Raw genomic sequence first — 26,749 nt, 5'->3', positions numbered from 1 at the left:
AACACACATTACTATGGGGTAAAAACTTACTCTAATCATTTATGTCGCTAATCTTTGTTTATAATATTAATAAACAAAGTCATCAAATTTCTTTATTGCGGGGTGGAGCAGCTCGGTAGCTCGTCAGGCTCATAACCTGAAGGTCGTTGGTTCAAATCCAGCCCCCGCTACCATATATTTTATTTTAATTTTTTTATTGTTGCCTTGTAAATGAAGTTCTCGTGTGGATCGAGAGTCGTCATTGCGAGCGAACTTAAGTAGAGGGCGGCATCTCATGAAGTAATACAACATTCTTAAGATTGCTTCGTCGAAACTTACAGTTTCTTCTCGCAATGACGAAAAAACTGATCCACGAGGGTAATTTTGCTACAGGATGACACAGGACGTATAATATACAGGTTACAAAATTATGACTGATGAAAAAGTAATTAATAAAAAATTAGTAGGTGATAATAAGCTTTTTCGTCATCAAGCTAAATTTGTAGCTGGTGCTATGGATATAAAGCAACTTCCTAATTTTGCATTACCGCAAATTGCTTTTGTTGGTAAATCAAATGTCGGCAAATCAAGTCTAATAAATACTATATGTAATAACAAAAAACTTGCTAAAGTTTCTAATACCCCAGGGCGTACTAGGCAGATTAATTTCTTTAATCTTGTAGATAAACTTATAATAGTTGACCTACCAGGTTATGGTTTTGCAGAAGTTCCAAATCAAGTTAAAGATCAGTGGGAAATATTAATTAATCATTACTTACGCAAGAGTGATAATCTAAAATTAGTTAACTTATTGATAGATTCAAGAAGGGGAATTAAAGAGAACGATAAAAAAGTAGCGGAGTTATTACTTGCAAATAAGCGAGATTTCCAAATTATTTTTACAAAATCCGATAAAGTTACGGATCGTAAAAACCTTAACCTAGAAGCACAGAATTTTCTTGCAACTTTAAACTACTCATATAATCTTATTTATGTAAGTAGTAGGAGTAAAGAAGGTGCAAGAGAACTTAAAACTAGTTTGGCAAAATGCATCAAACTTGAAAAGTAAAGAAATAGATAATATTTCTGAATTAGGCGACATTACTATAATTAGGGATATAATCACATGTAGTAACGAGCTTAGAAATCAAGCGATAGTTCTAAAGTTACCAATCAATATTATTAACTATGTTTGCAAATAAAAATATAAATTTATATTAATAATTTTTAAGTTTATGTTTATTATTGAATAAAAAATATAAAAGAGGAAAAGTATATGGCAGGAACATTAGCAACCGATCTTTTATTCGTAGGGCTAACTAGACCACCCATGATATTTGGTGTGAGTATTAAATTTGCAGCATTAAATATGATCATGACTATGATAGTATTTATTTGGAATAACGGCATTATGATTTTATTCATCGCAGCAGGTCTACATTTAATAGCCTATATTATATGCTTTAAAGAGCCACGATTTATAGAGTTGTATATGAATAAAATGTCAAGGACTAGCCAATGTCCTAATAAATTTTATTATGGGGCAAATTCATACGGAATTTGAATTTGATATCATTCCTATTAGGGATTAGCCTATTGTGTGGATTATATGTCATTCCCGCTTAAGGCTTTGCCCGCGTGGATCGATTTTTCCCCTGTCATCCCGTGATTTATTCACGGGATCCAGTTAAAAATACTAATAAAATTAGTATTTTTTATTATTTTCTGGATACCGTGGACAAGCCACGGCATGACTACCTTAGGGTGCTTTTCGATCCAGGCGGGCAAAGCCTTAAGCGGGAATGACATTATAAGAACCAAAAATCAAAATAGTTAAGTTGAGTTACACAATGAAGTTATTTAGAACTAGAGCAGCTAATGAATTAAGAGCTAAACAAGATAGACCTACTTCGCATTTTATCCCTTATAAATGTCATTGGGATAGTAATACCATTTTAACTAAAGATAATTCGCTTCTACAAGTTATTAAAATAAATGGCTTTTCTTTTGAAACAGCCGATGATGAAGATTTAGATATTAAAAAGAATATAAGGAATGCCTTACTTAAAAACATGGCTTCAGGAAATATTGTTGTATATTTCCATACTATCAGAAGACGTAAAGCAGTAATATTTGACGATACTGAATTTACTTATGATCCTACTGTAAAAGTACCAAACGATTTTATTACGTATCTTGGAGCAGAATGGCGTAAAAAACACGCAGGTGCTAGATCGTTTTTTAATGAATTATATGTCAGTATTTTATACAAACCTGATACTGGTGGTGCAGCTATAGTTGAGTATTTTTTAAAGAAGCTTAGACAAAAATCTAATAAAAATGTTTGGGAAAATGACATGAAAGAGATGAAAGAAAATCTCCAAGAAATGTCAAACAGAATAGTTAATACATTTAGAAGTTATGGAGCTAGGATTCTTGGAGTTCGTAAAACTCCTACAGGTAATTATTGTGAAATGTTAGAATTTCTTTCATCTTTAGTTAATTGTGGCGACTCGCCAGGTCCAGTAGCATTGCCACGTAGTACTATAGATGAATATTTACCAACACATCGCTTGTTTTTTGATTCACGTACTATTGAGGCAAGAAGTTCGATTGGAACTAAATATGCTGGAATAATAAGTATTCTTGAATATGGATCTAATACTTCGGCAGGGATTTTTGATGGATTTTTGCAAATGCCTTTTGAGTTCGTAATGACTCAGAGTTTTATATTTGCTAACAGAACTGTAGCAATTGGTAAAATGCAATTACAGCAAAATAGAATGATACAAGCAGGTGATAAAGCTACTTCACAAATTGCTGAAATATCAACAGCACTTGATATGGCAACTAGTGGTGATATTGGCTTTGGAGAACATCATCTATCACTTTTATGTTCTGCAAATAGTATTAAAGCTTTAGAAGATATATTATCAATGGCATCTGTTGAGCTTTCTAACTCAGGAATTCAGCCTGTTAGAGAAAAAATTAATATGGAGCCTAGCTATTGGGGACAGTTGCCGGGAAATATGGAGTATATAGTTCGTACATCCACCATAAATACCCTTAATATGGCTAGTTTTGCCTCTCAACATAACTACCCTATTGGAAAGGTGAGAGATAACCATTGGGGCGAATATGTCACAGTGCTAGATACAACTTCAGGTACTCCGTTCTATTTTAATTTCCATGTAAGAGATGTTGGGCATACTTTAATCATAGGTCCGACTGGTGCCGGTAAAACTGTTCTTATGAATTTCTTATGTGCTGAAGCACAAAAATTCAAACCACGTATGTTCTTTTTTGATAAAGATCGTGGTGCTGAAATATTTATCAGAGCTTTAAACGGTGTTTATACAGTTATAGATCCAGGTTTAAAATGTAACTTTAACCCATTGCAGCTTGAAGATACTAGTGAAAATAGAACGTTTATTCTAGAGTGGTTAAGGGTGCTTGTAACTTCTAATGGTGAGAGTATAACAGCACAAGATAATAAAATATTATCGCAAGCAGTGAGTGGTAATTTTAGACTAGAAAAAAAAGATAGGCGGCTTAGTAATGTAGTAGCGTTTCTTGGAATCGATACACCAGATAGTCTAGCAAGTAGAATTGCGATGTGGGTTGGAAATGGTTCTCACGCTAAAGTATTTGATAATGAAGTAGATGATATTGATTTGCAAAAAGCTAGAGTGTTTGGCTTTGATATGACTGAATTACTTAAAGACCCAATAACCCTTGCTCCGGTATTGTTGTATATTTTCCATCGCATAAATATTTCTTTGGATGGGCAAAAAACTATGATAGTACTTGATGAGGCTTGGGCTTTAATAGATAATCCAGTATTTGCTCCTAAAATCAAAGATTGGTTAAAAGTGTTGAGAAAACTAAATGCTTTTGTTATATTTGCTACTCAAAGCGTAGAAGATGCAGCAAAAAGTAGAATTAGTAATACGTTAATTCAGCAGACGGCTACGCAAATTTTCCTACCTAACCTTAAAGCTACCGATATTTATCGTAGTGCTTTTATGTTAAGTCAGAGAGAATATATTTTGATTAAAACTACCGACCCTACGACGCGTTACTTTTTGGTAAAACAAGGAGTAGACGCAGTAGTTGCTAAAGTGAATTTAGACGGTATGAATAATATAATTAGTGTTTTATCGGGTAGAGTGGAAACTGTTATACTACTCGATCAAATTAGGGAAAAATACGGGAATGATCCGGAAAAATGGTTGCCTATATTCTATGAAGCAGTTAAGACATTGTAGATTTAATGGATTATGGTTACTGGTTGTTGTAAGCCTAAAAAATCGTCTGAGCTACGCGACTGCAAGGAGCGTGGTAATCCAAAAAAATAATAAAAAATGCTATAAGTTAGCATTTTTTACTGCATTGCTTCGTCAAAATTTTCAATTTTTCCTCGCAATGACGTTTATCACACACGAGGCAAGTAGCTAGTCATGAAATTATTTCCTCGTACTTTACTTAAAATTTTAGTAGTCAGTTTTATCCTCAATTTTGGGGTTACAAGCAAGTCATATGCCGATGATACCCTTGATACTATTGTTAATACACTACAGAATTTAACTTGTGAAACACAAGGAGTCGGTGACTTATTACGTACCGAATTTTCTCAAACTTGCATTGTCGCTCCCTTTTTTACTTTTGCTATAATGAATCTTGTATCTCCTGTTTTATACATGAATACATTCTTAAAGCTTAGAATAAATGACAATGAATTATTTGGTACAAAATTTCCGGGAGGGCAATGTACGCGTGAAAACAGAGCTGACCCTGACCCTAAAAAACTTGAATTAACTTTTGGTTTATGTAGTAATGCAAAACTTACAGTAGTTAGAGCAAAAGCAGTTGTAGAATCAGCACTTGCTATTGCTAAAGCTGTATTAACCGGTACTGATCCATGGGATGATATAAAGGAAGCTTGGAAAAATAAGAAAGAAGATTATTATAATATATATACCCAAAAGCCTGAAGATAGCGGTACAATGTGGGATATGGGGGTGCCGATTTTTTGGAAAGTTGTTCAAGATAATGATCGTATATGTGTCGGAACATATGGTTTTACAGGTATAGTACCGGTGGGATGTAAATATATAAAAGAGCCATTTCCAAAATCTATGTATAATAGCTTTATGGATGTAAACGATACAGATTTTATTGACGATCCTAATAATAAAGCTGTTGATCCTTTAGCATTGGTTTCTTGTAGTGCAGCAGGTGGGGGGTGCTATCAAAAAGCTTATAACGCTTCAAGAACTGCAGTAGTTATGACTTCTCCGCTCATAGAATGCATAAGACAAATGATTGCAAGGCTATTAATCAGTCAAGATGTATGTAGCTTTGATGATGTAAACTCAGTAGTTAATTCAGCTTCAAGGCAGACTAGTGCTTTATTCCAGTTTCAAGTAGGAATGTATAGAATAGTTACGGCTTTCTTAACTTTATATGTTATGCTTTTTGGTGCTAAAATACTTCTTGCAGGTCAAGTTCCTCCAAAAAATGAGTATATAAACTTTATATTAAAAATAATATTTGTAACTTATTTTTCAATAGGATTGAACATAACGCCAGGTAGTACTTCCCCTTATGACCGTATGGATGGGATGATTCAATGGGCATTTCCTTTCTTGCTTAATGGTATAAACGGATTAGCAAGTTGGGTTATGAATGCTGCACCATCTGGGTTATGCAAATTTAATGGTCCGGATATTTCATATGACAATAGTGTTGCATATATTGCCTTATGGGATGCTTTAGATTGTCGGGTAGCCCATTATTTGGGGCTAGATATGTTATCTACACTATTAGTTGAGAATACTTATAGAAGCCATAATTTTGCAAATTTTGACTTTTTTAGCTTTAGTGCTCCTCCATATATCTACCTACTAATACCCGCTATAATATCTGGTAATATGATGCTAGTATCTCTAGCTCTTGCCTATCCGTTGCTTGTGATCTCAGTGGCTGCCTTTATGGTTAATGCCACTGTTATGTGCATGGTATCTATAGTAATACTTGGTATTTTAGCACCTCTTTTCGTACCGATGTTTTTATTTGATTATACACGAAATTATTTTGATAGCTGGGTTAAGCTAATGATTTCGTTTTTACTTCAGCCTATGGTAGTAGTTACTTTTATGATTACTATGTTTGCGGTTTATGATTTTGGTTTTTACGGAAAATGCCAATATGAAAGTAAATTGATTCATAATAGTGTAGAGGGTGCCTTACAGAGACAAACTTTTAAAAGGGATGTTTTAGTATTTTTTGTTGATAATGATTGGACAAAATATAGTAAAGAAGATGCAGAAAGTTGTCAAAATAGCTTAGGCTATATGTTAAATAATCCGATTTCAACAGCTTTTAACTTTGCCAAAGACAGTGTAGAACAAATAGTTAGTAGTAAACCAAACCAGACTTGCGATCCAAAGGCAGCCGATGCAGATACTAAATGTAATCCAAAACCTGGAGATAGTAGTACAAGTAGTTTCCTCTCTAAATTCCAGTTTTTATCAGGAGTAATTTTAGGTCCGGGAATGTTCTTTGTTTCTCCTAAATTACTTTTTGAGAAGATTAAAGATATTTTACTTGCTCTAGTTACAGCCTGTTTTACCTTATATTTAATGTATAATTTTAGCAGCCAGCTAGCTAATTTTGCAGCAGATATGACGGAAGGGGTAGCTCTTAGCAGCGTTGCCATAAAACCGCAAGCGATATTTAAAGCCGCAATGGCAGGGCTTGCTGCTGCAGGTGCTGCAACCAAAGGTCTTGACCAATTCGCTACCAAAGGTGGTGGCGGTGGTGATTTACTCAGCACTAAAGGTGGAAGAGCCGGTGATTTAGTAAAAGGTAGCGGCGGTGGTGGTGGTAGTGAAGGAGGTGATTCTTTCACATCAGGTGGTCTTAGAGAACCGTCTAGTACGGCTGCAACTCCATCTTCTGCACTAAGTTCTGTTGGTAAAAGTGTAGGCGGCACAGCAACACCAAGTAGTGCTTCTGAAGAAATGCTTGATACTAGCTTTAGCAATAGAAAACCTATAGAAGCACCTGTGTCTCAACCAACGACAGTTTCAACGCAAATTGATACTGCTATTAAAACTGAGCCACCGAAAGTAAGTGCAGCAGAAGTTGTAAGAAGTACTGCAGAAGATAAGCTTGAAGATTTATCAAGTAAGCTTAATGTTACAAAAGAAATTAAAGAAGCTGTGCCTGAATCTCAGAAAGAAGAACAAAAAGAGCCAAGAGTAAAACATACTACTGAGGTGGAACCGGAACTTAATTTAGATGAAAACCTTGGAGTTACACGTACTATCAGAGGGTTTGATAAGGACAGAAAATTTACCGAACAAGAAAGTCACGAATTAAAGATAGGTGAGGCAGGATACGTAAAGCAAGAGATGAGAAATGCTCAAATTCGTGATAGAAGAGCAGCATTTGAGAAAGAAACGGAAGAATTATATCGTAGTGGGGGTGGTAGAGCAAAAGATAAAGCAACCGAGCGAAATGATGGAACGATTGAAAATAGAAGCAAGAAAATAGATAGCGGTTCCGATGAAAATCCATAATATTATAAAAATTATTATTGTCGTTTGTTTGGAAGGTTTTGCTTTAACTAGTTTTGCCGGCTTTGGAGATTCTTGTGCCTCGTTGCCAACTACTACAGATGGGTATTTAGAATCTGATACGGCATATGGTTACATAATTCGTAGTATTGATATGAAAGCACCCGGAGGGAATTGTGATGCAAACAAGCCGGGTATAACTTTTTGCTTTAAGAATAAAGATGGTAGTAGTGACCCTTGTACTATGTATACTTTAAATCAAGGTGATTCTAAAAAAATTAGCGATTTAAGCAAGGATAATAATCCTGATCTTGGTGCAAATCCTATATTAAAAAATATAGTCTTAACAGTGCAAACATGGCAAAATGATATATGTTTGCTTATGCCAACGTCAAGAGGACCAATGCCGGTGGCATGTAAAGCATTAAGTAATACTCCTGCTCCTCCCACTGTTGATCCTGGCTGTAATAATATAGGGCAAAGTTGCTATACTGGAGCAAATTATAGTCAATCATTAATTAACTTTTCCGGTCTTGCTGTCCAGTGTTTAAAAGAAACTCTTGATAAAATATTTTTTGTAGGAAATAGTTGCGGTTCACAAAGTCAAAGTTCTGAAATAACTAATCTTACTGCTTTCCCTACCTTTCAAGGATATTTAAAAAATGCTATTGGTGCTGCTCTGATTCTGTACGTAATGTTTTTTGCATTTAATATGGTGCTTAATAAAGAATATGGCAACCCAGATAAAATAGCCCTTTTTATAATAAAACTTTTATTTGTTACTTATTTTTCTATAGGGCTTGGTCCTCTGAATTTTAATAGCAGTCAGCCAACTCAAGAGAATGGTATGTTAAAATACGGGTTACCTCTCTTAACAGGAATAGCACCGGAATTTGCACAAATTATTTTTAATGCTGCGGGTTCAAAAGGATTATGCGTATTTGATACTTCAAAATACCAAAGTGGGTATCAATTTTATGCTTTATGGGATTCTATAGATTGCCGTATAGGTTATTATCTTGGTTTAGATTTGCTTTATAATATAGATAAAAATGGCATATTGAGCAGTTTTGCAAGAGGTGATGGTGGTAATAGTAGCGGCAGTATACCTATACCAAATCTCGGAACTCCTGATAAAAACAGTCCAAATGCTTTAACTTCAGTAGGGTCTTTAAGGTTTTTTACTGTTATGTTTGGTTTCTTTATGGCAGGAAACGTCATTATTCTTATAAGTGGTTTAGTATTTGCGGTAATATTCCTTTCTATACTTTTATATTTTATCACACATTATTTAGTTTGTATGATTACTATTTATGTGATGACATATGTTTCGCCAATATTTATTCCTATGATGTTATTTAATCGTACAAAGGGTTATTTCGATGGATGGTTGAAAGTATCATTGTCATGTGCATTACAACCAGCTGTAGTAGCAGGCTTTATAGCTTTATTAATTACCATGTATGATTCAGCGATATTTAAAAATTGTGAGTTCTTAAGGTATGATTACGAAAAAAATAATGTAAAATTTAGTACTTTTGAACTAAGGTTGCCAGCTAGTAGTGCAGAGGTGTGTCAAGAAAGCTTTGGATATAAAATGCTAAATTATTATGCTGGTAAAGGTTGGGAAGAACATTTAGTCATACTTTTCCCTATAAAATCAATTGCTAAAGATGTTGTGTCCATTCTTGCTGAGCTGTTGTGCGTTTTGGTATTTTCGGTAATTTTCTATTATTTCTCTAAATCGATAAGTCAATTTGCTGCTGATTTAACTAATGGTCCAAAAATGGATGCGGTAACAGCAAGCCCAACTAAAATTGTTGATTTAGTAAAACAAGGAGCAGCTTTTATTAAGGATGCCGCACAAGCAACGCAAGGTAAACCTCCGGGTGGTGGTGATATGCCAGGCGATGGAGGAAGTAAACGGTCAGAAGGACAAAAAGGTGATGATTCATTTATCTCAAGCGGAGGAAATAGCAGCGGAGATTCACTATCATCGAGTGGAGGTAAATAAGGTAATATGCAAAGTAGCTTAATAAAAATTTTAGGTGTGCTTGCTATAGTAGCAACCCTTGTTTGCTTCGTTTTTGCAGCCCTTGGAATGATAGGAGCAGTAAGCGTTGGTAATGGTTGTTATATGAGGTATGCTCCAGGTGGTAAAGGAGGGTCAGATTCTATAACTAGTACAATTACTCTTAACGCTAATGCTAATTATGTTAATACCTCTACAATGTTACCAGATGGTACTATGCAGCTTACTCCTGATCCTGCTCATTATGGTGAGTGGTTAAATACCCAAGTAGAAGTAAAAGATAAGCAAGCAGTATCATTACAAGTAGTTGGTCAGATTAGTTTATGTCTTGCTTATGTGCCGAAAGATAATTTGCAATTTACTGAAAGTACAAGACCAGGTAAGTCTAATTTAGACGATAATGGCAAGATGATTCCTATTCCTCGTGTTACAGATGTTAATAAACCGCCGCTTTCCTTGATAATGGATGCAAAAAATAATGAGTGGCGTAATATTACTGAAATGTATGCTAATGATAGAATATTAGTTTCGGTGACGCCTAATTATTCTCCTGGGGCAGGTGGGACAGTAGGGGTTACGGATGCTTTTAAAGGCACTAATGTTACGGCTGATTGCTCAGAAAATAAAACTACCTATAGCCCAATTTGTGGAAGATACTCTATTTACTCAGGACCATATGTAAATGCTTGTGAATTAAAGCAAAATTATTGGCAAGGTAATAAAAAGCAAAAATGTCCAAATGGTTGCGTTTGGGGAACGATAGATTGGTGTTACACGGCCCCCTCAGCTTGGTGTACTTATTATTATGTATGCGATTCCTTACCGGCTTGGATAAATAATTATGGAACAATGCCGGAACCTTATAAGGATGATGGCACTTTTACTTTTAGTTGGGCAAGTAATTCTGGGGGTATATTTATTGATTATGCTAATCTTCAATGTTCTAATAATGTTAATATTCCGCCAAACGGCAAATGTCCTGATAGTGTAGATGATCGTAGTCCTAAAGATAAAGATTATATAGGCGGAGCTGGGTGTACTTCAGGTGTATGTAATGGAGGGGAATTTCAATCACAACGAAGATTTTGGTATACGTCAGATGGTAATGGTGGTAAGGGTCCAACAGGCTTAATATGGCAAATAAGTAATACAAGTAACGTAGATTCAACCCTACCTTCCACCTTACAATTTGCTCAATTTGTAACAGCTTCAGATCAGCCTACCGAATATGGTAATGAATATAAAGTAATATATAATATACCATTTAATAGTAATACTGATAAAGGCTATTTACAGTATAGGCTCTGGTGTCCTACTTCTCAGGATGCAAGTAAAAATACTGGTGGTTATGTTATGAACATCAAACAAACTAAATGCTATAGAGAAAATGGCAATAGTTTAACTGATGTTTTTAATAATCGTGGTCAGGTACAATATTTAGTAGTACCAAGTGCAGAAAATCCAAATACTAGCGGTAAGAATTATTCGCCTGAAGCTGCTATAGTAGATAGTAAGGGTAAAGCTAATTTTAATGCAGCTGGTGAAGGGTATATATGGATGAGAGTTCTAAACGATCAGAATGATTATAAAGATAGTGAGGGTAGTTATAAAGTACATTTTTCAACTTCTCAGTCAGTAGGAAGCTTTACTATTAAAGTAATGAATCCTCTACTTCAGTTATTTAAAGGTAAAGTTAAAGGGGCTGCTGAGTCTATTTTCCGAAATATAGTATGTTATGGAGGGGATACGTCTTCTTGTACTAACTTTTTTAATTATATTAAAGCACTTCTAATTCTTTATGTTATGGTTTACGGGGCAATGTTTTTACTGGGCTTTGCAAAAATAAACCAAAAAGATTTAGTAGTTAGAATAGTAAAAATAGGTATTGTTAGTGGACTTATGAATGGCAATACGTTTGAGTTTTTTAATAATTATCTATTTGACACTATTGCTAACTTTTCCGATGAAATTATTTCTAATATGAGCGGATATAGCTTATTTACTTCCACTAATGCGGTTTCAAATCCTTTCATGTTTTTAGATGCCGTAATGAGTAGAATATTGTTTAGCCAAACATTTATGGCACAATTACTTGCATTATTATCTTTAGGTCTTAGCGGTATTATATATTTTATAATTGCTGTTATTGCAGTAATGATTGTAATTATAACGGCATTTAGAGCAGCTGCCGTTTATATTATGGCATTTATGGCAACTTGTATACTAATTGGTATAGCACCTATATTTATTAGCTTCTTATTATTTGATTTTACTAGGTATTTATTTGATAATTGGGTTAGATTCACAATTAGATATATGATTGAGCCGGTTGTTTTAATGGCTGGTATTATCGTGCTGACTCAATTATTTACGATATATTTAGATTTTGTTTTAGGTTATAGCGTTTGTTGGAAATGTGCACTACCTATAAAAATTCCATTTATCGGTACTATTTTACCGGTTGCATTACTTAATGTACCAATCTTTTGTATAAACTGGTTTGCACCTTGGGGCATGGATTATATGTCGGGTATGATGGGTGTGAATATGCAAAATATAGTTGCATTAGTTATTATAGCTTATGGTATGTATGGTTATGTTGAGTTTTCCGGTAATATGGTGGCAAGACTGACAAGTGCGGCTGGTCCTTCAGCTACTAGTATGGGTGGAGCAATGTCAGGTGCTGCAGAGCAGGGAGCATTGAGCCAAGTAGGTATGGATGAAAAAACAAGAAAAGGTATTACTGGTAGAGCAAAAGAACGATTAAAGCAACGTAATGAAACTTTAAAGCAAGCTGAGAAAACTAGAAAAAATGCACCAAAAGAAGAGCCGTCTAAAGCGGAAATACCAAAATAAAAAATTATGAAAATTATTAAAAGTTTAATTTTATTAGTTTTATTTATGGCGTCGCCTGCCAAAGGTGATGACTTTACTTGGATGTCAAGTGGGCTTAGCAGTCTTAAAAGCATTTTTGGTTGTTTAGAAGTACCTACATTTACAAGTTTCCAAGAGGGTAAAATAGGTATTAGTTTATCGACTGCTGGAGATTGGCAATCAACTGGTAGTGTAGTTGACAAAGGTAAGCTGCTTAAGATTAAATGGTCTACTGCAGGTCTTACCCCAGAGCCTCGAAAATATCTAGTATTATATAGAATTGACCCAAGGTTTAGTGTTCCGCAAGTCTTTATAAAAACTTATAATTACAAAAACTCACAGTTTGAAGTTGCAGGATTCCCAGGTTTTAGTACAGCAAATGATGGTGTTATACCTCCTGATAAAAACCTTGATGCATTATCATTTACTAAGATGAATAATTATGTTAACTACTTTAATTATGCTAATGGTAATCCAAAAATTCAGGTTAATGTTGGTGATATAGTAAATATTAGTCTAGCTGATAAAGATGATTTTTTTAATCCAAGTACATCAAAAACTCCAAGCACCTTAAATAATATACTAGCTAAAGAACTCGATAGTTCTGTATTTGCCGCTTCTGCTCTTTACACTGAAAGCAATCTTGGTAATTTTGAAAATAGGATAGTTTACTCAAGTGCAGAGCAAGTTTGTAATATTATAGATGCCCAAAGAGCAACTTTATGTACTGGTACAGGTTCGGCTACAAAATATACTAATGTTAGTAATGGTGCATTAGTTGGTAAGCCAATGGCTGTAACTACACTACAAAATTTTATGAGCATGATTAACTCTTGCCCTGCTAATTCTAATTTAAATGCTAACCCTTCTTGTTATTATGATCAAGGTAGAGGAATGGTTATTAAAATAGGTGGACAAGTTATTAAAAATCGTGATCAAAGTTTTGTTAATAATGATAATACACAGAATGGTTTTATGTATTATCAAGCAACTAGCGGTGGTGCTATGGATTTTAGTAGCGATTGGCAGCCTACCGGTATGTTTAATAATTCTTTTTCAATGAGTGATTGGAGTAGAAATTTTTCTAATTATACTGATTTTGCAACTTATATAACTAATGGTAATTGGGCAACTAATTTTTTATATTTTGGTCGTTATGCAATGATTGTTGAGATAGGTAACGGTACAAACACCATCAGCCCAGGTGATCAACAAAATATAACTTTAGAGTATTTAATAACAGCTGATGGTACATTACCTAGTTCATCTACTCCCGGCACTACAGTCGGTTATGATTTTTCAGGTGATGCACCACAAGATGGATATTTATGGTTAAGAGTAAAAAATCCTAATAGTAATATACAGGGAACAATTAGTGTAGATTATGCTAATTATACTGGTACAACTTGGTTTTCAAATATAGTTTATAATGGGGCAATTAAACCTATTACAGATCAATTTAGAACTTATAGCGAGGATTTTTATTTTAAGTTAGTTGCAAATTCTGCAATACAAAATATAGCTAAAACCGCATTAACGCTTTACGTTACTATATTTGGTTTAATGTTTGTTTTGGGGGCTTTGAAATTAACTGCTGTAGAAGTAGTAACTCGTATATTTAAAATAACTATAGTAGCTATTTTACTTAGACCTGAAAGCTGGAGTTTCTTTAATAACAATTTCTTTAGTGCATTTATTAATGGTATAGATTTCTTTGCAACGAATGTTGTAGGTGCTACAAGCTCTAAATCTAATATTTTTGGTTTTATTGATCCTATATTTGATAAATATACTAATGGTAGGATTTGGGGATTACTGTTTATTCAGCTATTGCAAATACATAATGGTTTAGCATTTATTGCTATTATAACCATTTACTCACTTATTACTTATTTTAGAGCAGTACTTGAAGTAATTATAGGTTATGTTATAGCCTTTATAGGCTTGACAGTTATGATTTCATTAGCACCATTTTTTATAATATTAATGTTGTTTGAAAAAACAAAAACTATGTTTGATAGTTGGATATCAATTCTATTTAGCTATGTAGTGCAGCCAACGATATTATTGGTTTTCTTTTTATTAATAGATCAAATTTTATCAGAACAGCTATTAAAAGTAATTGTTAGAGCTTGCTGGGATACGCTCATACCGATTAAAATAGGGCTTGATTTGTCAAACCTTGGTATTCCGTTAAATTTTTCTTTTACTTTACCGTTTTTACCAGGAATACCTTTTTTTGTTCCACAAGTTCCAGATATTACTAGTTCTAATATTTTAACAAATGACACTAATACATTTTTAGTATTGTTCACTACAGCTTTATTATTTTATTCATATTGTCTAATGTCATATGGTTTAGTAAGTTTTGTAACTATAGTTGTTGGTATGTTAACGCAGGTTACTCCTGCACGAATAGAAGGTAATTATCAAGCTCCTTCTAATCCTACAGAATCTATTATGAAAGATATAGGTTCAGTAGCAGCCCCAATTAAGAAAGCTGCCCTTGCTCCAGCACGGGTTTTTAAAGATAAGGTAATTGATCAGAATTATGAAGCTAGAAAGCCGCAAGGTGGTGGGGAGCATACAGGTAAGTTTTTTCAAAATCGTAATGATGCGAAACCTGAGCAGACGGAAAGGAACGATTAGTGTCATTGCAAGGAGCCGTAGGCGACGTGGCAATCTTATGAAATATTTAAGAATCCTAAGATTGCTTCGTCAAAACTTGTAGTTTCTCCTCGCAATGATGTTGAAATTTAAAATAATAAAATTTTTATGGATTCCGTGGACAAGCCACGGAATGACAAATCGATTTAAAATGAACAGAAATATTTTTATTACATTATTAATATCGTTATTAGCACTGTCGGGGTGTACTGGGGATACTTGTATCGATCCGGATGATTTCGGTTTTATAAAATTTAATATTTCTTCTAGATATGATCCATCTGAAGTTACTTCAAGACAAGAGGGGGACCAGGTAGCACCATGGCGGGATAGTGCTTATAAAGTAAATGGTTATCCTTTAACAATTATGGTAAGACCTTGGGATTATATGTCTGGGGACAAGAATACTTCAGGGATGTTATCAGCATGGTGTCCATGGTATGGGCAGCAGAATAATTTTACTACCTTAGCTGAGTTTTGTGTTAGACTGCGACCATGTCAATTTACTGACGGTAAGATGTGTCCAACTCCTACGCCAAGAGATGCACCTATTAATAATGCTCCTTGTATACTTACAAACGGGGTAGGGCTTTATTTTTTAATTGCTGATAAAGGTTCTAATCCTAATATGTCGCCAGATTCACAGCGTAGCCCGAAAGGCATAACGCAGCATTTAGGTGAACCAGTTACAAGCCAAGGTTATGAATTTTATAGTATTAGCAGTACTGGAAAGTTTTTACAAGCCGGTGGTATAAATTACCAATATGGTTGTACTAGCTTACCTTGCGATCAAGCTTCAAATTATGCTCAATCTCCTCTATATTTTAAAATTTTAGACAAATTTTATGATGATAATAGTGGACAATATAGGGTAGTAATAAAATCCGGAGTCAGCGATACAAGACCTGATCCCCTACAATTTTTAACAAATTTAATAAAGAATGAGTTATTTGGTACTAGCGATAAAGATCCTGGAATTGTAAGACAAACTTATCAGCAAATAATTGAAACACCTGGCTATAGATTAAGTGTTTCGGCTCTTTTAACTCTTTATATAATGTTTACTGGATTTTCCTTTTTAATAGGAAACATAAACATGACTCATGTTGAGCTGGTAGTTAGAATACTAAAAGTCAGTGTAGTTTCAATATTATTAAGTACAAGTAAAGCTTGGACATTTTTCCATGATTATTTATTTGTATTTTTTGTTGAAGGGCTAGCACAGATATTACAGATAGTACAAGATGCTTCAACAGGTCAAAGTTTACTAAATCTTCTTATTTCCCCGCAAACTTTATCTAAGCTATTTTCTTTATTATTTGTAGACCCACTTGGGTTTATTTATATCATATTATATTTAATAGCTCTGTATTTTATTTTCTTACTTATATTCAAAGCTACAATTATTTATCTTACGGCACTAATAACTATTGGTATGATTATAACAATGGCACCGATATTTATTTGTTTCATGTTATTTAATATAACTAGATCATTATTTGAAAATTGGTTAAGGCAATTAATATCATATGCTATACAACCTATAATTTTATTTGTCGGTATTGCTTTTATCGGAATGATTATTAAAACGGAAATACAATCGACATTAGGTTTTGCTGTCTGTAAGAAAGATTTTCCCGATTTAGGACCTATAAATCAAATTTTTGGTAGTTTTACAGAAGATTTAGATTCAAGTATTGGTAATTCGATATTTTATTGGTGGTTTCCGGTACCAATGAAAGGAGGAATTGAGAATTTCACTCAAGCAGATATATTAGTTCCTGAAGATTATACCAAAAATGATGGTACTAAGTGTTTGGCATATCAATGTATAGATAAACGTTATATTCAATTACCGTTTTTAGACTTAGTTAAAGATGCAAATAGAATTAGTAATTTTATAAATGGTAAATTCGTCCAGCTTGATGGCTTGTTATTGATATTTGTTTCTATTTATTTGCTTAGTAAATTTAATGATACTGCTATATCGACGGCTAGTTTTATTGCGGGTACTTCGGGTAATTTAACATCGATACAGGCTGTTAACCAGCAATCTTACGATTCTATCATGAAGCAGGTCAATAGACCGATAAATTATGCAACAGGAGTTATTAGTAAGCCGATAAACCGAATGCAAGAGCAAACGAATATGTTTTTTGCTGAAAAATATCAAGGGCTTATGATGGGTAGGCTTGAAAATAAAGCCCTCAGTTCTTCAGCTAACAAAGCGGTGCAAAATGAAGTTAAAAGAAATTATGGTATAGACTATAAAGACGTTAATATGCAAGCTGGAGCAGATTATAAAAACGGCATTTCTAAATTGCTAGATAATAAAGCGTTTTTACCGAAAGGTGGTGATTTGGATGTGAAAAAACTAGCAACTATGAATTTTGCACGGCTTCGAGATGAATTTGCCAAAAATAAATATGGTGCAAAAAATTATAGCTCTTTAACTAGTGAACAAAAACTAGAGCTTGATAAATTCATGAAATCCGATTTAGGTGAGAAAGGTAAATCAGCAAAAAGCTTACGTGAGCTTGCAAGTGATGCAAACTTTACTAGAGATTATCAAAGTGCTTATAAATATGCTCATAAAGAAATGTCAGGAAGAGGAGTTGGGCTATTTGGTAAAAATATAGGAGTGCTTAGAAACTGGCAAGAAATGGAAAATCGCGTAAAAACTAAACGTGAATTAAAAGAACAAAAACGTGTAGCTATAGGTGAGAAAATATATGCCGGCTATACAGGATTAAAAAGAGAAGCTCTTACTGCAATAGTTGGTAAAGATTTACGTGATAAATATGAGGGTAATCTAACTAGTGCCGAGTGGCATGACTTTGACTATAACGATCCACAGCTTAGAACTTATAGCGAAAGTCTAAAAGATAAAGAAAGAGCACGAGAAGTCAAAGAGCTTCAAATGCAGATTAATAAAGAAACGCTTGCTGTTCAAGAAGATATATTATCGCCTGAATATTTAGCAAGATTAAAAAGACCAAGTGATGTAGAATATTATCAGGAATTAGGTCAAAGAAGGCTTATTCATGAAGTGCGTGATAGATTATCTGAAGGAAGTGATCCAGTGATAATGGGTGATAGATTTATGCAAGAAAAAGCTACCGATGATCAAATGCGGACTATGATAGATAATGCTCATCAAAAACATGCAGAATTTATAGATCAAGATCGATATACTCGTCGTCAAGAGCATTACGATATTATGCATGAAAAAGCTCAAGAAAATATCGACAGAACTTATAAAGAGATTAAAGATCATTTCAAAAGAGAGGATATTAAGCTTGAGGAAATGCCAGCTTTAATAGCACAATATGAAAGAGAGAAACCAATAGAATCTTTTGATAGTAAGACAGAGCCTTCTCTAGATAAAAGGATTGAAGAAGCAGTTAGTAACTTTAATATCAACGCTAAAAATTATGAATATAGTGCATCGGTGCTTAATAATATAGAAGAAAGAAAACAGGCTATTACTGATGAAGTAAATGCTCAAATTGATCGAATTAATAAATATAGAGAAAATGCTAAAATGCCGAAATACCAGAAACCGGTAGAGAATTCAGGAAGAAAGCTCAGAAAATTAGAAGACCATTTGAGAAATATGAAGTAAAAAACCGTCACCCCGTGGCGGCATTGCCCGCGTGGATACTAAGTCGTCATTGCGAGCGAATGAAATGAGCGTGGCAATCCAGAAAAAATAATAAAAAATGCTATAAATTAGCATTTTTTTACTGGATTGCTTCGTCAATTACTTCGTAATTTCCTCGCAATGACGGCAAAACTGATCCACACGGGCAATACCATCACTGGCTGACACCGAAAGCGTTTTCGGTTCTTGTCATCCCATAGCTATTACCAATTTCTATGGTTTACCAAATATTGAAGTATCAAAGGTATAATTATATTTCTTCTAAGCTCCATCTAGCTTTAGGACAGAAATTTAAAGGCGTAAATAACCCATTATTATAACGCTCAAGCCCAGCATAAGCAATCATCGCAGCATTATCCGTACATAGCGTTGTGGGCGGATAAATAAGCTTATAGCCATGTATTTTGGTACGATTACTTAATATTTCTTGCAAATATTTATTAGCGGCTACTCCGCCGGCTATTACTATATTTCTATTAAAATCATTTGTTATTCGTTCATAAACTTTAATAGCTTCTAGTGTTTTGCTGCTTAAAATTTCCCCTATTGTAAACTGAAAGCTTGCTGCTATATCGTTAATTATAATATCGTTAATCTCTTGTAAGCTCATTATTAGAGTACGCACTGCCGTTTTAAGCCCTGAGAAAGACATATTACAATTACCGCTATTAATAATCGGTTTTGGGAGTTTATATTTATAAGGATCGCCCAGCTTTGCCCTTTTTTCGATTTTAGGACCACCTGGGAAAGGCAAGTCAAGCATCTTAGCCACTTTATCAAAAGCCTCACCTACTGCATCGTCTATAGTACTACCAAGAATTTTGTATTTTCCAAGCCCAAGTACTGCGACAAATTGACAATGCCCACCGGAAGCTAATAAAAGCAAATATGGATATGGGATATTATCGGTTAATCTTGCAGTTAATGCGTGTCCTTCTAAATGATTTACTGCAATAAAGGGCTTATTTAAAACGCTAGAAAGAGACTTTGCAAACATTGAGCCGACTATAACGCCGCCAATTAAACCAGGTCCTGAAGTTGCTGCTATTGCCGTAATTTCATCTAAGCTAGTATTGTTCTCAAGTAAAGCCTGCTTCATAGCTTTTTCGAGATTAGCTAAATGAGAACGTGCGGCTATTTCCGGCACTACTCCTTTATAGTCCGCATGTTCTGTATTTTGTGATATGACTATATTCGATAAGATTTCCCTATCTTCAGTTATTATAGAAACACTAGTATCATCACAACTTGATTCAATTCCTAAAATTTTTTTCATCTTGGCTTCACTCTTGTCATCCCGTGGACAAGCCACGGGATGACATCAAGATTTTTTACAATCTTCACAGTATAAAACTACGCAATAAAATCAAAATCTTTACCTAAGGCAATATACTCTCTAATACGGCTCATTAGGTTCTGAAAATATGTAAGATTATGCCAAGTCATTAGCATCGCTCCGAGTATTTCGCCTATTCTAACCAAATGATGCAAGTAGGCTTTGCTATAATTTTGACAAGCAGGGCAAAGGCAATCAGTTTCCAAAGGCTCGTTATCTTCAGCATATTTACTATTGCGGATATTTACCGTGCCATATTTTGTGAAAGCCTGACCATTACGACCTGACCTAGTCGGGATTACGCAGTCAAACATATCTACCCCTCTGCTGACTGCTCCAATAATATCAGCAGGCTTTCCTACCCCCATCAAATATCTAGGTTTATTTTGCGGTAGGAAATCAGGGGCATAATCCAGAACTTTAAACATAAGCTCTTGTCCCTCTCCAACTGCAAGACCGCCTATAGCATACCCTTCAAAATTAAGCTCTATTAAATCTTTAGCCGATTGCTTGCATAACTCTTCGTAAGTGCTACCTTGAATAATACCAAACTGTGCATAACCATCTCGTTTAACAAATGCTTCTCTTGATCTATATGCCCATCTAGTTGTGAGCTGCATAGAGGTTTTTGCTTCTTCAAACGTTGCAGGGTAAGGAGTACATTCATCAAAAGCCATAGTAATAGTACTGCCGAGTAAATGCTGTATTTCGGTAGAACGTTCAGGTGTCAGCAAATATTTATCACCATTAATATGCGAGTTAAAACTTACTCCCTCTTCCGTTATCTTACGCAACTTCGATAGAGACATTACTTGATAACCACCGGAATCGGTTAGTATTGGCTTATCCCAATTTATGAATTTATGCAAACCACCAAGGCGTGCGATACGCTCAGCACTTGGTTGTAGCATTAAGTGGTAGGTGTTACCGAGCAGAATATCAGCCCCTGTTTCGCCTACCGATTCAGGCAGCATTGCTTTAACAGTTCCTCTTGTTCCGACCGGCATAAAAGCAGGAGTACGAATATTGCCGTGAGCAGTAGTAATAATCCCGCTTCTTGCTTTTTTATGTTGATGATTGATATTAAAGGAAAATTTTGACACTAATAACTGCCTTTTTATTTAAAGTATTAAAGACAGCATTTTAGCATAATATAGATTACAGATAAAGATTTATTGCCTGCGTGGCTTGTTTTTCCCTTATTACAAGGAAAAATTAATGTTGTTGTATGGTCCAGTTCAACCCTTGTCATGCCATGACGGCATTGCCCTAGTGGATCATTTTTTCCGTCTGAGCTAAGGAAATTACAAAGTAATTGTACGTACACAATCCAGCTAAAAAATGCTAACTTATAGCATTTTTTATTATTTTTCCTGGATTGCCACATTCGCTTCGCTCATTCGCAATGACAGCTTGGCATTCACGCAACAACGCCATCACTGGATAGAATCGATTCATGCCACAACGCTTCCTCGCAATAAGCAATGCAGAGTAACAGGAAAATACTTATACGCAAATAGCGAGTGATCTAACAAGCTCAATTATTATTTTTCTAACATCTGGATTCTGTATTTTAGTAAACGCTCTAGTTAATGATAAAATTTCTCTCTCTAAAGTTCTAGTTAAGTCTTCTCTACTAAAAGGAATGTTATATTCATAATCTTCGTCTTCTTCAGCCACATTATTTAAAAGATGCTCATCTATTTCATTAGATAAATATTCAATTTCATTATCAAAAATATTATCGTCAGTATTTAACCTTTCTTCTTCAGAAATAGAAGCGTTGAAAAAATGCTTTAACGGCGTATTTAAAATTTTTGCTAAAACATATAATCTACTTACTGGTATAGTACTTATTCCCTCTTCATATTTTTTTATTTGAATAGCACTAATGTCTAAAGTTTCGCCGAGTTCTTTTTGACTAAGACCTATTGCAATACGACGTTGCTTTAAGCGTTCACTTGCGATTTTATCTATGTGTTTTATTGTATTCATAATTAATAATAGGCTTAATATTAAAAATTGGTTATTGCAAAGTATATTCAACTTTAAATATACATTATACACATAGCACGTATTTAATCAAGCAACTTTATTAAAATTTAATACAATTAAACTAATCCCTTGAGTTAATAAGCTTTTTATCTAATAAATAGTTAACTAAAAATATAAAAAATACGATTAGCAGAATAGTAATATTTCCGAATTTCGAAAAAATTGTGGGAGAATCTAGTTTTTTAGGAATTAAACCATCAATATAATTTGTTTCATTTAAATCTAATTTTTTTATTACCCTACCAAGAGGATCTATTATTGCAGAAATACCATTATTTGCTACTCTAACCATCGGTAAACCATTTTCTACAGCTCTACTTTTGCTAATATGAAAATGTTGATATGGTCCGCTAGATTTTCCATACCATGCATCATTTGTAACGTTAATTATTACACCAGCTGTTTCATTATTTGTTCGGACAAAATCAGGGAAAATAGATTCGTAGCAAATCAAAGGTTTTATTTTTAGGTCATATTTATCAAGATAGACAAGCCCGCCATTTCCTTCAGTATAATCAATAAAACCATGAGTTAGCTTTTTAAAAGGTAGTATTTTTTTAAATGGCATATATTCACCAAAAGGCACTAGATGAGATTTATGATATTCAAATAATTTATTGCCGTTCTTTTCAAGAGCATACATAGCAGTATAAAGTTCAAAATCCTCTCCCCGTTTTTTATTATCTGATATCCCACCTGTAATTAAAGTAGCATCTACCGAATTTAGTAGCCCTAACAACTCTGATTTAACCACAGGTATATCATAAGGTACTACTAAAGCTGCCTCCGACCAAATAACTAAGTCAATTGATTTAGGCTCGCTGACGATGTCACTCGTCGCTCTCCTATTACCTATAGGCTTCGCTCCTTGCTCCTTGTATCCAAGCCCAACTGAATTGACTATAGATTCTGAATTTTTCGATAAATTAATATGCAATATTAAATTATGCCAAAATTCTTCCTCATTCCATTTATCGGTTTGAGGGATTGATGGTTGCACTAAACGGACTTTTATATCAGTAAAATTTGTAGGATAATTATATAGCCTTACACTGCCATAAGTAATTATCACGGCTAGGGTTATGCTTGAAGTCAGTAATAAAACTTTTAGCTGATCAAATTGTTTAGTAAAAAACGGATAACAAGAAGTGGAAATATAGATTACTATAAAACTAAGCCCATATATTCCAATTATATTTAAAGGTTGGATTAAAATATCTGAGAATGAAAAAGCATAACCTATTAAATTCCAAGGAAGACCGGTAAATATCCACGATCTTACCCACTCAAATAACACCCAATATAAGCAAAATATAAAATGATAATATTTGTTATTTCTAACAAAAAAACTAAACACACAACTTGCAGATACGAAAAAAGCTAAAATTATAGGTAAGCCAAATAATGCGAAAGGAATAGCCCACCAGAAATCTGATATATAAACGCTAACACCGATGCTAATCCAATATATGCCACTTAAAAAATGCCCAAAACCGAATATATATCCAAGCTTTGCTGCCTCTTGCCAGTCTTTAGATTTTTGTACTAAATAACACAGATAAGATAAGGTTAATAATGCAGGTAATAGAAAAGTCGGAGCAAAAACCAAGCCGCTTAATAGACCTAATAATAAACAGCTAATCTTCGGTTTATACATTTTTTTATCAAAATTATTTTATTTACAAAATAATACATCATGCTATCATCCAGGCAAGTTATATTTAGCATTGCTGGTATGGATCATTTCCCCCTGTCACCCCGTGGCTTGACCACGGGGTCCAGCTAAAAAATACTAATAATATTAGTATTTTTTATTGTTTTTCTGGATCTAGTTCTCAAGCCACGGAATGACGGTGTGGGATTTTCAATCTACGCAAGCAATGCCATCTCATTTTATATTTATTTAGGAGCGTGTTTAATGACTACAGGATTATTACAGGGGAAAAGGGGTATAATTACCGGTATTGCAAATAATATGTCTATATCATGGGCGATAGCACAGCTCGCACGCAAACATGGTGCTGAACTTTGCTTTACTTATCAATCAGAAATCTTAGAAAAAAGAGTTAAACCTCTTGCTGAAGAAGTTGGTTGCAATTTTGTTAGCGAGCTTGATGTTACAAATCCAAAGTCAATTACTGATTTATTCGCTGAAGTAAAAGAAAAATGGGGAAGTTTTGACTTCTTACTGCACGGCATGGCTTTTTCCGATAGAAATGAACTTAAAGGACGTTATATAGATACTAGCCTTGGCAATTTCAATAATAGTTTGCATATATCATGCTACTCTTTAGTTGAGCTTGCAAGAGAAGCTGAAAAGTTGATGAATGATGGCGGTAGTATAGTAACATTAAGCTATTACGGTGCTGAGAAAGTTATACCAAATTATAACGTTATGGGCGTAGCTAAAGCGGCATTAGAGGCGAGTGTTAGATATTTAGCAAATGATATGGGTGAAAATAATATCCGTGTAAATGCTATTTCAGCAGGTCCTATTAAAACTCTTTCAGGTAGCGTTATTGGTGACTTTAATACTATGCTTAAATCTCATGCGGCAACTGCTCCGCTAAGACGCAATACTCTTCAGCGAGACGTGGCAGGAGCGGCGGTATATTTATTTAGCCAACTTGCATCCGGTGTTACAGGCGAAATTCATTATGTAGATTGCGGCTATAATGTTATGGGTAGCAATAAGATAGTGGGTTAGTTGCCACTCCATGGTGGCGTGGATTAAGAATTGTCATTGCGAGGATAAACTGTAAGTTTTGTACGTGTGCAATCTCAGGATGTTTGATGAGATTGCCACATCGTTTCGTTCCTCGCAATAACGTTTTTTGGCTCACATGGAATAAGAAAGAACTACTCTATAGCTTTTTCGATATTAACTATTATTGCAGGGGATTTATTAATTTCTTGTTTAAGAGTTTTTCGTATCGTAGATTTTATTTTTTCTTCTATCTGTTCCTTAGATAAAGCTTTTTTAGCTTGGCTCTGCTGAGTTTTAATAAGCTCTGCGATGTCATTTTTAATTATATTAATCAATTGCATATCTTCATTTGCGTCAAGTAAACCTGGCATAGATAATATGGGTTTTGCGGCAAGCAAGCCTTTTTGATCAATTACAATCGAGGCTATTACTATACCAGACTCACGCATACGTCTTCTAGCTTTAAAAATAGGTGATTCTACAGGGAGCAAATAGTTACCATCAACAGCTAAATAACCGCTTTCAACTTTTGCAATCACTTTAGCATTATTAGGTTCAAGTAGCACCACGCTACCATTCTCAACTTCCACTGCATTAGGTATGCCGTTTTTCTTAGCAAGTTTAACATGCTCATGAATATGTACTGGCTCACCATGTACAGGTATACAAATATTTGGTCTAATTAAAGAATACATTTTTTGTAGCTCATCAACAGAAGGGTGACCTGATACATGCACGAAATGATCACGTTCGGTAATAACTTCCACACCACTTTTAACAAATATATTAAATAGCCTAAATATTTTCTTTTCATTACCAGGAATAATTTTTGAAGAAAAAATCATAGTATCTTTAGGAGCAAGCTTTATTGACTGGTGAGAGTTAGAGGCTAGTTTTGCAGTAGCAGCTAGCGGCTCACCTTGACAACCAGTAGCAATTATTAATAGCTCTTCTCTTCTGAATCTACTAACATCACGTTCACTAATTAAAGGTGCAATATCTTTAAAATAACCGCTTTCTTCGGCTACAAGCTTAATGCGGTGCAAGCTTCTACCAGTTAGGGCTACTTTTCTACCTGCAAGTTGAGCAGCATGAATTATGGTATCAAGGCGGGCTAGATTAGAAGCAAAAGTTGAAACTACTACCATTTGCGGGCAGCCAGCTATAATATCTATTAAACTTTTTCTAACATCCCCCTCAGAACCGGAGCTTCCTTTATTAAAGACGTTGGTAGAATCACAAACTAACGCAAGTACTCCCTCGTCCCCGTAAGATTTTAAAAGCTCTTCATCGGCTTTTTTGCCTAGCACCGGATCGTTATCAAATTTCCAATCTCCTGTATGTAAAATATTACCGGCTTCCGTGCGGATCATAATTGCTTGCATCTCAGGTGCTGAGTGAGTTAATGGTACCATTTCCAGCGAAAAAGGAGATAAATCTATTTTACCTCCTGCTTTTACTTCATGAATTTTAATATTTTTAGCAAAATCATATTCGCTTAAACGAATTTTTAAAAAATTTGCTGTGAAAGTAGTAGTATAAATAGGACATTTGAGGCTATTCCATAGATATTGTACTCCGCCCAAATGATCTTCATGAGCATGAGTTATGATCATTCCGACTATATCTTTTTTATGTTTTTCAATGAAACTGCTATCTGCAATCATCATATCAACGCCTGGTAAATAATCATCAGCAAAACCGCTACCACAATCAATAATTAGCCATTTACCTTTATAATGATACAGATTAAAATTCATACCTATTTCGTTAGAACCACCAAGAGGTATAAATAGTAAATCATTTTTATGATTTTTGATATTGAATGACGACATATTAATTTCTATAATTA

Annotated in this window: 14 protein-coding genes, 1 tRNA gene and 1 pseudogene; 11 read left to right on the top strand and 5 right to left on the bottom strand. The window is 34.4% G+C overall.

The annotated features are described in order from the left end of the window. Positions 1 to 96: 96 nt before the first annotated feature. The 10 genes and pseudogenes from AAHF54_RS06610 to AAHF54_RS06565 all read left to right on the top strand — a co-directional run bounded on the left by AAHF54_RS06610 (position 97) and on the right by AAHF54_RS06565 (position 18,760). Positions 97 to 173: transfer RNA gene (locus AAHF54_RS06610), tRNA-Met, on the top strand. Between the two features lie 236 nt (positions 174 to 409). Then, positions 410 to 1,048: a ribosome biogenesis GTP-binding protein YihA/YsxC gene (gene yihA, locus AAHF54_RS06605; RefSeq protein ID WP_341788462.1), complete on the top strand. Its 639-nt coding sequence runs from the start codon at positions 410 to 412 to the stop codon at positions 1,046 to 1,048. Further along, positions 996 to 1,163, top strand: a pseudogene (locus AAHF54_RS06600) (acetylglutamate kinase); the annotation flags it as partial. The gene yihA and the pseudogene AAHF54_RS06600, both read left to right, overlap by 53 nt. Before the next feature lie 92 nt (positions 1,164 to 1,255). Beyond that, entirely contained in the window at positions 1,256 to 1,543 is a 288-nt protein-coding gene (locus AAHF54_RS06595) for a type IV secretion system protein VirB3 (protein WP_011477926.1), read from the top strand. A 286-nt stretch (positions 1,544 to 1,829) separates the two neighbouring features. After that, on the top strand, positions 1,830 to 4,247 hold the full coding sequence (locus tag AAHF54_RS06590) for a VirB4 family type IV secretion/conjugal transfer ATPase (protein WP_342169964.1): 2,418 nt from the start codon (positions 1,830 to 1,832) through the stop codon (positions 4,245 to 4,247). A 192-nt stretch (positions 4,248 to 4,439) separates the two neighbouring features. After that, positions 4,440 to 7,565 (top strand): type IV secretion system protein, encoded by a 3,126-nt coding sequence (locus AAHF54_RS06585; protein ID WP_341788460.1) that lies wholly within the window; start codon positions 4,440 to 4,442, stop codon positions 7,563 to 7,565. Further along, a complete protein-coding gene (locus AAHF54_RS06580; protein WP_341794588.1) occupies positions 7,552 to 9,576 on the top strand; it encodes a type IV secretion system protein in 2,025 nt (674 codons plus the stop codon). Before AAHF54_RS06585 ends, AAHF54_RS06580 begins: the two co-directional genes overlap by 14 nt. Positions 9,577 to 9,582: 6 nt before the next feature. Continuing rightward, complete coding sequence (locus AAHF54_RS06575) at positions 9,583 to 12,450, top strand: type IV secretion system protein (protein ID WP_342169963.1); 2,868 nt, start codon at positions 9,583 to 9,585, stop codon at positions 12,448 to 12,450. Positions 12,451 to 12,456: 6 nt separating this feature from the next. After that, positions 12,457 to 15,117, top strand: coding sequence for a type IV secretion system protein (locus AAHF54_RS06570; RefSeq protein WP_342169962.1), 2,661 nt, complete (start codon positions 12,457 to 12,459; stop codon positions 15,115 to 15,117). Positions 15,118 to 15,286: 169 nt separating this feature from the next. After that, positions 15,287 to 18,760, top strand: a complete 3,474-nt coding sequence (locus tag AAHF54_RS06565; RefSeq protein WP_342169961.1) for a type IV secretion system protein — start codon at positions 15,287 to 15,289, stop codon at positions 18,758 to 18,760. Positions 18,761 to 19,049: 289 nt separating this feature from the next. Here the strand turns inward: AAHF54_RS06565 and tsaD are convergent, their stop codons facing one another. The 4 genes from tsaD to lnt form a co-directional block, all read right to left on the bottom strand. Next, positions 19,050 to 20,075: a tRNA (adenosine(37)-N6)-threonylcarbamoyltransferase complex transferase subunit TsaD gene (gene tsaD / locus AAHF54_RS06560; protein ID WP_342169960.1), complete on the bottom strand. Its 1,026-nt coding sequence runs from the start codon at positions 20,073 to 20,075 to the stop codon at positions 19,050 to 19,052. Positions 20,076 to 20,152: 77 nt separating this feature from the next. Further along, positions 20,153 to 21,238, bottom strand: coding sequence for a tRNA guanosine(34) transglycosylase Tgt (gene tgt / locus AAHF54_RS06555; protein WP_342169959.1), 1,086 nt, complete (start codon positions 21,236 to 21,238; stop codon positions 20,153 to 20,155). A gap of 403 nt (positions 21,239 to 21,641) precedes the next feature. Then, positions 21,642 to 22,130 carry a helix-turn-helix transcriptional regulator gene (locus AAHF54_RS06550; protein WP_341788453.1) on the bottom strand — a complete coding sequence of 163 codons (489 nt, stop codon included), beginning with the start codon at positions 22,128 to 22,130 and terminating at the stop codon, positions 21,642 to 21,644. Between the two features lie 121 nt (positions 22,131 to 22,251). Beyond that, positions 22,252 to 23,847: an apolipoprotein N-acyltransferase gene (gene lnt, locus AAHF54_RS06545; protein ID WP_341788452.1), complete on the bottom strand. Its 1,596-nt coding sequence runs from the start codon at positions 23,845 to 23,847 to the stop codon at positions 22,252 to 22,254. A 261-nt stretch (positions 23,848 to 24,108) separates the two neighbouring features. Here lnt and fabI point away from each other — a divergent pair, with 261 nt between their 5' ends. Further along, entirely contained in the window at positions 24,109 to 24,897 is a 789-nt protein-coding gene (gene fabI / locus AAHF54_RS06540; protein WP_341788451.1) for an enoyl-ACP reductase FabI, read from the top strand. A gap of 152 nt (positions 24,898 to 25,049) precedes the next feature. Here the strand turns inward: fabI and AAHF54_RS06535 are convergent, their stop codons facing one another. After that, the gene (locus AAHF54_RS06535; protein ID WP_341788450.1) at positions 25,050 to 26,732 is read right to left on the bottom strand and encodes a ribonuclease J; all 1,683 of its coding nucleotides are present in this window, start codon (positions 26,730 to 26,732) and stop codon (positions 25,050 to 25,052) included. Positions 26,733 to 26,749: the final 17 nt, after the last annotated feature.

Origin of the sequence: Rickettsia endosymbiont of Seladonia tumulorum (assembly GCF_964030815.1) — a bacterium.
Taxonomy (GTDB): Bacteria; Pseudomonadota; Alphaproteobacteria; order Rickettsiales; family Rickettsiaceae; genus Rickettsia.
Note: the sequence above shows the minus strand (reverse complement) of the source record. Positions and strands in the feature narration are given on the sequence as shown.